Source organism: Paenibacillus sp. JT22N7 (assembly GCF_059383875.1).
The window spans coordinates 445,404-458,140 of record NZ_JBXENY010000005.1; the positions used below are offsets into that span (position 1 = coordinate 445,404).

General features: G+C 45.5%; 11 protein-coding genes and 1 CRISPR repeat array. Of the genes, 1 reads left to right on the forward strand and 10 read right to left on the reverse strand.

Translation table 11 applies throughout. The features are described 5' to 3' along the window. Positions 1-13 precede the first annotated feature (13 nt). Genes AC50Y5_RS16445 through AC50Y5_RS16455 form a run of 3 tightly spaced genes read right to left on the reverse strand, consistent with a single transcriptional unit; the run spans position 14 to position 2,869 of the window. Positions 14-856 carry a carbohydrate ABC transporter permease gene (locus AC50Y5_RS16445; RefSeq protein ID WP_494862133.1) on the reverse strand — a complete coding sequence of 281 codons (843 nt, stop codon included), beginning with the start codon at positions 854-856 and terminating at the stop codon, positions 14-16. A gap of 10 nt (positions 857-866) precedes the next feature. Next, entirely contained in the window at positions 867-1,760 is an 894-nt protein-coding gene (locus tag AC50Y5_RS16450) for a carbohydrate ABC transporter permease (RefSeq protein WP_494862135.1), read from the reverse strand. Positions 1,761-1,768: 8 nt separating this feature from the next. Next, positions 1,769-2,869: a Gfo/Idh/MocA family protein gene (locus tag AC50Y5_RS16455; RefSeq protein WP_494862137.1), complete on the reverse strand. Its 1,101-nt coding sequence runs from the start codon at positions 2,867-2,869 to the stop codon at positions 1,769-1,771. A 667-nt stretch (positions 2,870-3,536) separates the two neighbouring features. Between AC50Y5_RS16455 and AC50Y5_RS16460 the strand changes: the two genes are divergently transcribed. Beyond that, positions 3,537-5,531: a DUF4832 domain-containing protein gene (locus AC50Y5_RS16460; protein ID WP_056042037.1), complete on the forward strand. Its 1,995-nt coding sequence runs from the start codon at positions 3,537-3,539 to the stop codon at positions 5,529-5,531. Positions 5,532-5,710: 179 nt separating this feature from the next. On the opposite strand, the gene AC50Y5_RS16465 is transcribed toward AC50Y5_RS16460, so the two are convergent. From AC50Y5_RS16465 to cas5c, 7 genes are all read right to left on the reverse strand, one after another. Next, positions 5,711-5,998, reverse strand: a complete 288-nt coding sequence (locus AC50Y5_RS16465) for a hypothetical protein (protein WP_155973525.1) — start codon at positions 5,996-5,998, stop codon at positions 5,711-5,713. Between the two features lie 186 nt (positions 5,999-6,184). Continuing rightward, a CRISPR array of direct repeats spans positions 6,185-6,815; the repeat unit is 32 nt; unit sequence GTTTCAATCCACGCTCTCGTACGGAGAGCGAC. 262 nt (positions 6,816-7,077) lie between these two features. Continuing rightward, positions 7,078-7,371 carry a CRISPR-associated endonuclease Cas2 gene (gene cas2 / locus AC50Y5_RS16470; RefSeq protein WP_056042040.1) on the reverse strand — a complete coding sequence of 98 codons (294 nt, stop codon included), beginning with the start codon at positions 7,369-7,371 and terminating at the stop codon, positions 7,078-7,080. Positions 7,372-7,383: 12 nt separating this feature from the next. Further along, on the reverse strand, positions 7,384-8,412 hold the full coding sequence (cas1c, locus tag AC50Y5_RS16475) for a type I-C CRISPR-associated endonuclease Cas1c (RefSeq protein WP_056042041.1): 1,029 nt from the start codon (positions 8,410-8,412) through the stop codon (positions 7,384-7,386). Between the two features lie 23 nt (positions 8,413-8,435). Then, entirely contained in the window at positions 8,436-9,152 is a 717-nt protein-coding gene (cas4, locus tag AC50Y5_RS16480) for a CRISPR-associated protein Cas4 (protein WP_056042043.1), read from the reverse strand. Positions 9,153-9,173: 21 nt separating this feature from the next. Further along, complete coding sequence (cas7c, locus tag AC50Y5_RS16485) at positions 9,174-10,088, reverse strand: type I-C CRISPR-associated protein Cas7/Csd2 (protein WP_056042045.1); 915 nt, start codon at positions 10,086-10,088, stop codon at positions 9,174-9,176. Between the two features lie 57 nt (positions 10,089-10,145). Beyond that, positions 10,146-12,050 carry a type I-C CRISPR-associated protein Cas8c/Csd1 gene (gene cas8c / locus AC50Y5_RS16490; RefSeq protein ID WP_056042046.1) on the reverse strand — a complete coding sequence of 635 codons (1,905 nt, stop codon included), beginning with the start codon at positions 12,048-12,050 and terminating at the stop codon, positions 10,146-10,148. Continuing rightward, positions 12,047-12,721, reverse strand: coding sequence for a type I-C CRISPR-associated protein Cas5c (cas5c, locus tag AC50Y5_RS16495; RefSeq protein WP_494862141.1), 675 nt, complete (start codon positions 12,719-12,721; stop codon positions 12,047-12,049). Before cas5c ends, cas8c begins: the two co-directional genes overlap by 4 nt. Between the last annotated feature and the right edge of the window lie 16 nt (positions 12,722-12,737).

A 12,737-nucleotide genomic window follows, 5' to 3' on the forward strand; every position in this document is an offset into this window, starting at 1 on the left:
CCAGAACGCGCGACTATCCTTTGGAGCCCGTCAGCACCACCCCTTCCACAATATAGCGTTGTGCGAAGAAATAAAGCAGGCCAATCGGAATGATGCTAATAAAAGCACCAGCCGCAAGCGCCGGGAAATCCTGGCTTGTTTGTCCAATCAGCAGCTGCAGGCCAACGCTCAGCGTGAACAGCTCATTATTTTTGATATACAGAAACGGTCCGAGAAAATCGAGCCACGAGTTGACGAAAGCGAAAATGATCGTCGTAATAATAATCGGCTTGGACAGCGGCATAATGACTCTCGCATATACGGTCCAGCGATTGCCGCCATCGAGATAAGTCGCCTCATCAAGCTCCTGCGGTATCGTCAGAAAAAATTGCCGGAACAGAAAAATGTAATAGGCGCCTCCGAGCCAGGCCGGAACGATCAGCGGCAGCCACGTATCGATCCACCCCAGCTTCGAAAACAGCACATACGATGGAATCATCATAATAGATGGCGGAATCATCAGCGTCAGCAGCACGATCGGAAAAAGCTTATCCCGGTATTTCGTCGCAAAACGCGAAAATCCATAAGCTACAATGGAGCTGGAAACGACAGCGCCCAAGGCGACGAAAAACGAAATCGCAAATGAGTTTTGAATCCACTGCCACATCATGGGCTGGACGGCGAACAATCGTTCAAACGCATCAAAGTTCATATGTTCTGGAAAAATAGTCGGCGGCACCTTGTACGTCTCCGCCTTCGTCTTCATCATGGTTGAGAGCATCCACACGAGAGGCCCTACAAATAACACCAACGCTACGAGAAGCAATACATACTTGGAGACCGTTGCTGTAATGCTGCTCTTTTGCCCGCCATTCATATAGATCCCCCTATCTCTCTCCTTCGTAATAAACGAAGCGATTCGATATTTTCATCAGCACAAAGGTGACGAGCGAGATCAGCGCAAACAGGAAAATCGATTGTGACATCGCCATGCTGAACTTCAAGTCGGTAAAGGCCGATTTGTAAATATTGTAGACAAATGTATAAGCTGCGTAGTTCGGGCCGCCCTTGGAGAGCAGCAGCGCCTCCGTAAACATTTGAAAGTTGTACATCGTTTGAATAATGATGACGAACAAAATGGAAGGACTGATCATCGGCAGCGTGATGGATAAAAATTTGCGAACACCAGCCGCCCCGTCAATTTCAGCCGCTTCATACAAATGCCTCGGCACGTTTTTGAGCGCCGCCAGAAAGATCAGCACCCCGCTTCCCGAAATCCACACTTGCAGCAAAATGATAACCGGCTTAATCGTATGCTCGCCGCCGATCCAATCGATTTTGTCGAAGCCGAGCAAGCCGAGCCCCGCATTCAAGATGCCAAATTCCGCATTGAAGACGAGCCGCCAAATAATGACGGTTGCCACAATCGGCACAAGCGTAGGCAAGTAATAGAAGGTACGGAACAAGGCAATGCCCTTCACATTAAAATTAAGCAGCATCGCCAGCACCAGCATGCCTGCCGTTACGATCGGCACACCGAAAACGACGAAATACATCGTGTTGAGCAAGCTTTTCAGAAAAATCGGATCATCGATCATATGAATAAAGTTATCGAAGCCGACAAAGTTATAATTGACCGCGCCCGGCAGCTTCGCATCCGTAAAGGCGTAAAACACCGAAGTGCCGAATGGAATTAGGAAGAAGATCGTAAAACCAATGATCCACGGCATAATAAACAGGAAAAACAGCAATGTGTCATATTTTCGCAAGCTATTCATCATGACACCCCTTAGCCAGTGATTTCTTCTAGATAGACATACCGTTCTTCTAAAATAGATTTTTCGGCAGCCAGCGCGATCAGCAGCGCATTACGGCCAACCTGTGCCGTTGCAAACGGCTGCTTGCCTTCCCTTACACATTTCAGGAAATCGATACGCTGCGTTTGGCCGCCCGTATGGCCGCCCATAATGGAATCCGAGGATACATCAATATCGAGATGGTCCTTCGTCCAATCCTCGCCGCCGACGATATCAATCGTCTTGTCATTGCGCGCGACCATCTGTCCGCCATTGTCGCCAATTAAGCCGATTTCAAGTCCTTCGCCAAGCAAGTTTCTTGGCTTCAAATACATGCAAAGGCCGAGGTTCGCCTTGCTGCCGTTGTCATAATCAATCGTAATAAAGGCGTGATCGACGATCGACGTATCGGAAATATTTTTCGCTGGATAATGGCTGTAGGAATTGGTAATGATGTTCTCTTGTCCTTGCTTCATCACATGCTGGCCGCCGGAAGCAAATACGCGTACCGGATTCGCCTGAATCATCCAGTTGAAAATATCAAAGTGGTGGCAATCCTTCTCGACGATCGCACCACCCGACTTCGACTTGTCATAAAACCATTCGGTTGGCGGGAATGGATCACGGAACTCCTTGCACCACATTAGCTTCACATCGCCCAGACGCCCATTTTCCAGCTCCTTGGCCATCCGGCGGTACAAGTTGGAATAACGGTAAACGAGTCCGATTTGCAAAATGCGACCGGATTTTTCCGCTGCTTCAATAATGGCATCGCAATCTTCAATCGTGTGGGCAACCGGCTTCTCCAGAAACACATGCTTGCCTGCCTCCAGAAAAGCAACGGCGACCTCGCGGTGCAAATAGTTCGGAACGCTAATGACGACCGCATCCAAATCCTCTTTATGAAGCAGCTCACGGTAATCCGTCACAATAACCGGGCTGCTGTTTTTAAGCTCAGCAACGGTACGCGCTACGTTAGCTTCGTTCATATCACAGATATAACGAACATCACTATCCGGAAGCAAATCAAAACCGATGCAATGATGCGACCCCATATCGCCGACACCGATAAAAGCCATTCTAATGTTCCCCATGTCTACACACTCCGTTGTCATTAATTTAGCGGTATTCGTTATTCACCGCGTCTCATGTTAGGTTATCTAACAAAGTTTTGCTTCTGTTACGATAGTAAAACAGTTCGCCTATGTTGTCAATTAATTTTTGGCTAATTTTTCGCTATATTTGCGGCAAATAAATTGATATTCGCTAAAAACCTTGAATTAACTGAGGTTTCATCAGTTTTTCATAGTTATAAAACGCTTACAAGATACTGTTTGTCACACCTCTCTTTTCATCCCGTTAAGTATTTGCCGCAAATTTAATTCATTTGATATAGATTATTACATGGAATTGAAGTTTGTCAACTGCTTTATATTTAGGCAAATTTCATGTGGGAATTGGAAATTTTCTCTTGTTCTGTATGTTCGTATCGCCTATAATGCAACATATAACCGACTTCTGCATCATGAAAATCCCTCGAATTATTTGCCGCAAATTTTCAATTTTAAAAATCCATCATCTAGATGATCCCGCTTACAATGCTCTCATGAAGGTAACAAATTAAAGGCAGATTTGGACAAGCTTTGGACAAGCCGCTTTTCTGCTGAAGGGAGGTGATTTACCTGTAAAATGGAAGGATAGACGGCCATTCGTTCGCTTGAAGGTCCTAACGGGACAACCCTATACCCAAGGAGGTTTACCATGTTTAAAGCAGCCGGCAACAAAAAGCTATTGGTTCATTTATTTTTGATATTTGCGCTCATCTTCGCGATCTTTCAACCGATTGGCACCGTTCCGGGAGCACAAGCCGCTACCATTACGGTCGATGGCAATGTAAGCGATTGGAGCAGCATTAACGCGCTCGCTACAGGTACGGGAGCCGCTCAAAGCTTCAAAATGACAAACGATGGAACAAATCTTTATTTGCTCATTCAAGGCTCAGGCTTAAGCACGGCAACGGGCAGCTTTTGGCTGAATATCGACAACAATACCGCAACGGGCTATCAGGCATCAGGCTGGGGCGCTACTGGCATCGAATGGCTGCTGGAAAATGCCGGGTTATACCGCTATGCAGGAACCGGCAGCAACTGGAGCTGGAATGCCAATACCACCCTCTCCTCCTCCCAATTTTTCCGCAGCTCAACCGTTATTGAAGTCGCCATACCTCTGGCCACTTTACAGATCAGCGCTGGCAGCACCATTCAAGCTGGCTATATTGATAACAACTCCACAACCTCGCGGCTGCCTGCGGCAAGCCAGACGCTGCCCTCTTATTTACTTACTTCCAGCGGCGGTTCGGGCGACCCTGGCGGAGCGACAACGGTCGCATACCCGGTTGAGCTCGACAGCCCGCTTAATAACCCGTTTAAAGGCTGGGCTCCATCGGCTAAAACGACTGGCTACCCCCAGCAGCACAAGCTCGTTTATGCTGGGGTAACTTGGAAGGAGCTTGAATCGACGAAGGGAACGTATAATTTCGCTGCCATTGAAGCGACGAACAATTTTGCTCATTGGAACAGCCTAGGCGTAAAAGTTGTGCTGCGGTTTATTCTAGACAGCCCAACTGGCGCAGCGCACCGGGATATTCCCGATTGGCTTTATAATGAGATGGTCGCCCTCGGCCAATCTCCAGGCACCGCTTATAACGATACGACAGGCGGAATGGGCACCGGCAACAATATGGGCTTTTCGCCCAACTACAGCTCTGCTTATTTAATAGAGCGGCATAAGCTCGCTATTGAAGCGATCGCCGCCCGGTATAATACAAATGAACGTCCGGTCGCTTTTGTGCAAATTGGCTCGATTGGCCATTGGGCGGAATTTCACACATGGCCTTATGTAGGGCCAAATGGCGAAGCCAATTACACGGGCGCTTTCCCACCAAATGCGATTTCGAATCAATATGTGCAGCATTATATTGATGCCTTCGCCGGCAAAGAGGACAAAATGCAGGTGCTGATCAGACGCAGCATTGCGCTTGCCAAAACGAACAATAAAGGCATGGTAATGGGCATGTTTAACGATGTGTTCGGACATAAAGACAGCTTCGATGCGGATTGGGGCTGGTATACCGGCACGCAAAATGGCTACTGGGACGACATCGGCCAGCAGCAGCCTGCGCACGCTAACTTTTGGGAGACGCGCATTTCTGGCGGGGAATTTTATGGCGGAGCGTCCGGCATGACTGCCGCGCTCACTACGGGCAGCGGCTTTACGGAAACGCAACGCCAGACGGAGCTGAGCAAGCCAAGCTGGCTCGGTCCCAACTCGCCCGCTTCGCTCGCCGTAGGCAATACGCTGCAAAGCAATATAGACACCCTGAAAAAACGGATGGGCTATCATTTTGTCGTGAAGGAAATTTCGCATCCATCTGCCATAACCGGAAGCTCGCTTGCGACAACGATTAAGGTAGAAAATAAAGGTGTTCAGCACTTCCCATTCGGCTGGCCAGTCGAAATCCAGCTGCGCAGCGGCAATACGATCGTCGCGAAGAAGACGACAACCGTTGATTTGCGCACGTGGAAAACAGGCACTTATACGATTACCGATTCGATCCCCGTCACCGGACTTGCTGCGGGAACCTATGATATCGCCATTGCGATCATCAGCCCGCAAACGAATGCGCCGGGCGTCGACTTTGCAAATACGAACAGGCTCGCTGATGGGGCTTATAAGCTGAGTAGTGTGACGAAATAGTAGATGGATTGAGGAATGAAATGCGGTAATGAATGTTAAAACGGCTGTCGAGGATGCTCGACAGCCGTTTTTTTGTTTATTGGGTTCTAATTAAAGCAACATCATTGAAGCTTTCTTATTAAGCTTTATGCCCCCACATGGAAAGCGATCTCTAAACTATAGGAGCAATGGGCATCAAATTATCTATACCATACCGTCCACCAACGTGTGGAAGTGCTCAAGCTATCATCTATTTCCAAGAAACGGTATGTATAACCGTTATATTGAATAGTTGCACCAATAAAATCAGAGCGGGAATAATCTTTCTTAGGATACGGAAGGCCAATCATCGTACACGACGGACAATATGCTGCAGGAGCAATGACATTGGAGTTAGAATTAGTTACCGATTGGGCAGAGACAGGAATAGCAGAAATCATGCACAACATAATAACCATACCTAATAAAACTAACTTGCTCTTCTTCAAAATCACAACACACCTTTCAATAATATAAAATTTGAAATATTGGGATATATTTCAACATTAAGTATACTATTGAATGACAAAATAATTCATGAGTCTTCATGACTAAAAACATCTTTTTTCGTTTGTAAATTATTGTAGTTTTTTAAATTAAAATATTTCCGCCGATCAGGTCAGTCATTGAATTGCGTTTCATTCCACGCTCTCGCATGGAGAACGACTAGCCCCGCCGAGTGCTGTATTACGCACCCCCGCAGTTTCAATCCACGCTCTCGCACGGAGAGCGACCAGCCGAGACGGTGACCAGGTTAATGCAACCTGGTTTCAATCCACGCTCTCGTACGGAGAGCGACCTCTGTCTCCTGTTTACGCGAGATATAAGCAGGGACGGTTTCAATCCACGCTCTCGTACGGAGAGCGACTGACACGATGATGAAACAATTCGGGATAACGTCCGTTTCAATCCACGCTCTCGTACGGAGAGCGACATCCGGCAAGGTGTTGATATGTTCGGGCAGATCGGTTTCAATCCACGCTCTCGTACGGAGAGCGACCGCCAGAAATGGGACTCATTACTTTTATCGACCGGTTTCAATCCACGCTCTCGTACGGAGAGCGACTATGTCTCCATCTTCAATTCCTGCACCGATCATAGTTTCAATCCACGCTCTCGTACGGAGAGCGACTAGTTCCTTCCAAGACTTCACGGCAGGGATTGAAGAGTTTCAATCCACGCTCTCGTACGGAGAGCGACCTGCACGCGCGGTTCGGAGCGCGGCCCTTCGGATGTTTCAATCCACGCTCTCGTACGGAGAGCGACAGCATACCATGAAAAGCCTTCACTAGCGCGGGAAAAATACATATTTTCCGCGAACCTTATCTACCCAGTCTAATCAATGAGCTAAAATAAATACTATTATTGCAACCCGCCATATAAAATACAGTGTGCGAACCTCCTAGGAAATTCATGGGCGCTTAAGGTTCGCACAGCAAAAATTTATTCAGTAATTTCGACTTAAATATATTGTTCTAAATCAATACACCTAATCTTTTCCCGTTTCATAATAAGTGTATCTTAACAACTAATCCACTATCAAAATCCCTTCAGGATCATAGCCTTCCTTGGCACCTACATGCTCCACACGCTTCTTCCAGTTGGCACCAAGCAAATAATAGCGCAGGCTATCAGTATTTTCATTAATTTCCTTAGATAGCTGATCTTTCAATTGCTTGAATTGCAGAGGGTCTACCATGCATTCAAAAACAGAGTTTTGAACACGCTGTCCGTAATTTAGGCAGCACTTCGCAACCTGTCGCAGCCGTCTTCGGCCTTCGGGCGTCGTCGTATTCACATCATACGTTACTAGAATCATCATTGGATTTACCCCCTACTTCCACAGAAATGGAGGATATTCCTCCAAGTCTCCTCGAATCGTCCTTGCCAATAACAATGCTTGGCTATAAGGAAGCAGACCAATTGGAATGACTTCATCCAAAAATGGGTGACGAATTTCTTCACGCTTTCTTTTTTGCCAAGCCGTAATCAGCTCTTTCTTTAAATCCGGCTTTAGCAACACTGCCCCGTTTTCTTTAATAGTAAAATCATTCGCTTGAATCTGCTTACGGTTGATAAGGGAAAGCACTAAACGATCTGCCATATAAGCCCGTAACTCTTCCATTAAATCCAACGCAAGGCTTGGTCTTCCTGGGCGATCACGATGGAGAAAGCCCGCCGCAGGATCAAGACCCACCGTTTCGAGTGCGGATTGAACTTCTAATCGAAGCAAGGTGTATGTATAAGACAATAGCGCATTAACACGATCAAGAGGAGGTCGACGATTACGCCCCCTCAAATAAAAACTTTCTTTATCTGCCAAAATCAACTCATTAAATGCCGAAAAATAGCGGCGTGCTGCTTCTCCTTCAATGCCTCGTATATCATCCAGCCTAGGAACAGTTAACACCTTATTTAGATACCTTTTTAAGAAATCAGCTTCTTTGTTCACTTTATCTGATGCAATATTTGATCCATGATCGCGTATAGCCCGATTTAATACTGTTCTTGAATTGGCGATTTTAGCAAAAATAAACCTCTTCGCATAAATGGCTGCTCCCTCACCGTCAGCCAGCCGATACTGTTTGCGTCTAAGCAGCACATTCCCAGTTGTCTTCCCATGTACACTTGCCATAAATTGCCCATTCTCTTGTAAAAACGATAAGGAGACTCCACGCTCTGCACACAGCTGCATCAAAGACGGACTTGCACCTGCATACCCCACAGTTACGATACTTTCCAAAATATGAATCGGCATTCGAAGAGGATCACGATCCTCCGCCTTGACGATTATATTTTCCCCTTCACGTGTTAAATAGCTGCTAGGTGAAGTAATGTATAACGTATTTAACAGTTTACGCATATACTGCTTCCTCCTTTCTTCGTTTAGCCCATCTCCTTGTCTAAATAGTGCTGGAGATATCCCCTGCTTTGCTTAGATTTTCGGGATAAGATCGCTGGCATGCATATATCCAATAGCGAGCAATTTTTGCATTTGGAGGAATAAACAGCTGGAAGCGTTAATCCTGCTAAAAATAATCCATGCATTTCTTCAAACAAAGCATAAACTCGCCGCCTTAAGCCTTCAGTTAGGGTAACGCTAACCCTTCTGCCGCGCTCACCATAATACAATGCTCCTTCCGTTAGTTGGACACCGAACATCTCTTCAAGCGCCATTGCCTGGGCACATAGTTGTACTTCGTCCCAATCTCCGCTTTTTGGTTTACCGCGCTTGTACTCTACCGGAAAAGGACGCCATAGCCCTTCCCGGCCCGGAAGAGCAATGGCGTCTCTTTCTCCTATAATGCTACTGCTTCTAGAACTTACTACTGCATGGAATTCAACCACATCCGCTTTACCATAAAACCCAATCGAATAACAAACGAGTGGCAGAGCCCTTGAGATGAGCACATCGCCGCGCGTTTCACTAAAGTAAGGATCATCCGCCCGGCCGTGCATTTGTTGACCTTCGTAAGTAAGAACATTTTCGCTCCACTGCTGCTCGATGTGAATAAGACTCCACTGACGCTTGCAGAACGCATAATGCTGAACACCAGATAGCATCAGCAAATCATCTTCCTGATAGAGTAACTTCTTTGCCATTGCCCGCCCCCTCTTATTCGCCTACCATTCTAGTATTTTGATACCTTCAGGCAAATCATCCCTATTAATCGTAATCTCATATTCTTTGAAAGAACGAATCGGCTCTACTGGCAGACTCTGGTCTCTCACACGAATAGCATCAACACGTTCCAACAATTGGTGAGCGGGAGCATTACCAAGCCTTGTCTCATGCTGGAAAGCAACAAGTTTTCGAACCGTCATTTGTCCCCGTGATGCTGAGCGATCATGCTCAAACATATGAAGCAGAGCTTCCCATAACAATTCCAAATCATTGTTCGTAAATCCCGTCTTTTCTGCCAAATAACCCGAAATATACCCATCCATACGGTAGAGACCATATGGAACTATGTGTTTACGTCCCATTTCTCTTTCTTTAGCAGCTCCTTCTTGCGTTACTGCCTGACGAGTAATTGTTAGCTCCTGAGGAAAAATAGGATCAATGCTCCGGGCAAACGTAAACTGAATCGGCCCACGCACCTGTCCACAATTCACCTTCGTTGTCATAACTGCACCAAAGGTACGAATATCAAAGAAATTATCACACATCCAACGTGTTAATTGACGTGATTGTTCCTGACTTTTAGGTTTCAATTCCTTAGTATCAGCATCATCTGGTCGAATCGCTCGATATGCGCGGCGTTGCTGCTCATTAAGCACTGCGCCCTCTGTCACATAAATGTTAAAGCCTTCTTCCCCTTCCCTAGTCAGCTCAATATAATTGCGGACTTTTCGTTTAATACATACATCAGTCACAATACCATGACCTGTCTCTGGATCGGTACGCGGCATATTTCCTGCATCAGGATCACCATTGGGGTTACCATTTGTTACATCAAAAAAAATGGAGAAATCATATCTTTGAGCTAACGCACTATTTTGCCCGACTTTTTCCAATTCCGCTTGTTCAATTGCCATTTTCAATCATCGCCTCTCAAATCGTATTTTCAAAACATAGAGATGGATTATTATCAATTAAGCTTCTTCGCTATTAGATAACTGTTGATGGTCTTTTTCTTGTATTGATATTGGTTCTGCTAACTGCTTTTTGCTGGTAAACAATTGTTGTTTTTGATGATAGTAACCAAGAATGAATAAACCCTGCTCTTGTTGATTTAAAGTTGTTGGGATAGGATATATTCCTTTTAAGATGGTCTGGTAAAGAATATCGTAGGTTACCGCCAAGCCACCGTTCCCATTGGAACGCATTTTTTTCATATGATGATTAGTCAAATTTTTGAATAAAAAAGTAAATACAGCTAGCGGTCTAGTAGCGGCCGATGCAAAATATTTATCCTTAATGGTTGCATTCAACTTATTATCTCCTACCGATTCGATCTGCACCTTCTCCAACACAGCAAATACTCTTCCCAGACGATAACCGACATCTTGACTTTCTTCATTTATACTCACAGATAAAGCCCCCTCTAATTGCAAATTATTATTCAGGCGAGCATATCTGCTCCAGTAAGCTTTAATAATGGCGACACGCAACTGATTGACAATTCCATCCACACGAATGCGATTAACAATGCTCATATAAAGTGCGTGTGGATAAGCGTTTCCCTGCACGATTGCACGCAGAACTGCTCCCCCTAGTCCAGGCGGCGGACCTTCCCCTACCTTTTTGCCTTCGCTGCTTACACGCCTAGTTTCTTCCATTATACGGTAAATAGAAGGAGTCTCAGCCCGGTAATCTTTTAAACCCACTATGTCCATATCTGTACTGTGCGCATTTATGTTTTCTAACATTTGTCCAAAATGTCCTTGCCAGAACATCCGTACTGAAATTCTTGCCATATTTGGAGAAAGTCCAAGAATGTAAAACGGTGTCTCTTTAATCGACAACATATTTTCCGTTAGTTTTTTTCCTTGCTGAACGCGCTTTATAACATCCATAATCTGATCTGTTGCTTTATTTTCCAATGCTATAGTGCGATTCTGAGTAAAAGCATTCACAACAATTCTCTCCATATCTTCTCCAAACGGAGAAGCACCAGCCCAGAACACGACCGTCATATCGCCAATGCCTGTAATGGTATTCGTATCCGATTCCAACATATGATTCAGAGCTGTCGTGTAGCCGAAAGCCGCAGTTTTGCTGACAGGCGCATTAAAGCTTTGTTTTTTTCCGTAAGACAGGAAAGAATCAACATTGAAGGAAACAAGCGCCGCTCCAGATGACTGCGCCCCGCGAACGCCTTTAATTTTAATTTCATGCGTTTGGGCAATCGGCTCCCCCTCTTTACCCGTAATCAGACATTGCCCGATAAGCTCGGAGCTTGCTTTCTCACTTTCCATATAACGAATCCAACACGTTTTTATCGCTTCACGTTCATGAAGATATCCATCAGCATCTTCATCAAGTCGAAATACCATGTTGCAATCCAGCCCTTTATCTAAATCAGCAATAAAATTTTGGAGCTTTGGATGCTCACGTACTGTTTCTATATTCCAATGGGAGAAAAAAGCAAGAATGGCCTTGGCTCCACTGTCCTCCAAATTTTGCAAAATATTATGATGAAGCTCTACGCAAGCCTCGTACTTTCTACGTGCATCTACTACCTTCTTAGCATCTGTTGCCGAAGCATTTGCAACATCCGATATAGTATGGTAGCCTAACAAATATTCTGGCTTGTCCGAGAGAAAGAACGGCTTAATGCCGCTGCTTCTGCTGCCTTGTTCGGGAATATTTATAGCTGATGCTTTCCTTCTCTTCCCGTCCACTTCACGCATATCCACTATATTTAACAATTCACCTGTAGCTGAAATGACTAACACAAAAGAGATTTTCCCCATGCTGCTATACATAGGACTTATCTTCGATTTAGGATTTCTGACAAGCTGCTCATAACGTTCATATAGAGCTTGAATGATCATAGAAGCAGCTCACCTCCTCCTTTCGATCTGGGAACTTCTATCACGCCGCAACGCATATTCGCTCGAAAAAAATGCGGGGTCATCTCATTGTTAAAATCAATGTCCCGCAACATCCAGCCTAGGTCCTTCTCTGCTACATCTGTATATGCATAGGAATGGAGGGTTTCATCTACTTCTACTAGTTCGAAACTCGCTGGAAATTCACGGCAACCCAAATAAGGCTGCTGAAAACACTGCCCTTTACGAGCTCTGCGAAGAAAAATATTATAATGCTTCTCCGGAGAATCCTCGGTTCCCGCTGCATCCGTCATTTCAAAATGGGCCTCTATTACATAGGCTACTTGTTTTAGCATAAGTGTAGCACGCTGCTGCCGTTCCTCCGTTACGATTTGCGCAAGCGTTATCGGTTTGCCATCCATAGCCTGTTGAACATTACGAGCGGAGATGACACCTTCCACTTCATTTCTGCGAATCGTTTCAAACTGAATGGGCTTCAATACATGAATACGATCAATGACCCAACGAATGGCAGGCTTCCAATGTATACTTTCCAGTATCCCTCGTGCTGCCGAAGGAGTAATGACATCATAGCTTACGCGCTCTGCCTTCATCTCTGGTCTTGTAAAACAAGCGTAATCTCCCCATACTCTTAAGCGAATACCATATCCCATAGTAAACCCTCCTCTC

Bases quoted from the DNA above. Each gene is read 5' to 3' on its own strand.
- AC50Y5_RS16445 (WP_494862133.1), bottom strand. From the start codon at position 856: ATGAATGGCGGGCAAAAGAGCAGCATTACAGCAACGGTCTCCAAGTAT.
- AC50Y5_RS16450 (WP_494862135.1), bottom strand. From the start codon at position 1,760: ATGATGAATAGCTTGCGAAAATATGACACATTGCTGTTTTTCCTGTTT.
- AC50Y5_RS16455 (WP_494862137.1), bottom strand. From the start codon at position 2,869: ATGGGGAACATTAGAATGGCTTTTATCGGTGTCGGCGATATGGGGTCG.
- AC50Y5_RS16460 (WP_056042037.1), top strand. From the start codon at position 3,537: ATGTTTAAAGCAGCCGGCAACAAAAAGCTATTGGTTCATTTATTTTTG.
- cas2 (WP_056042040.1), bottom strand. From the start codon at position 7,371: ATGATGATTCTAGTAACGTATGATGTGAATACGACGACGCCCGAAGGC.
- cas1c (WP_056042041.1), bottom strand. From the start codon at position 8,412: ATGCGTAAACTGTTAAATACGTTATACATTACTTCACCTAGCAGCTAT.
- cas4 (WP_056042043.1), bottom strand. From the start codon at position 9,152: ATGGCAAAGAAGTTACTCTATCAGGAAGATGATTTGCTGATGCTATCT.
- cas7c (WP_056042045.1), bottom strand. From the start codon at position 10,088: ATGGCAATTGAACAAGCGGAATTGGAAAAAGTCGGGCAAAATAGTGCG.
- cas8c (WP_056042046.1), bottom strand. From the start codon at position 12,050: ATGATCATTCAAGCTCTATATGAACGTTATGAGCAGCTTGTCAGAAAT.
- cas5c (WP_494862141.1), bottom strand. From the start codon at position 12,721: ATGGGATATGGTATTCGCTTAAGAGTATGGGGAGATTACGCTTGTTTT.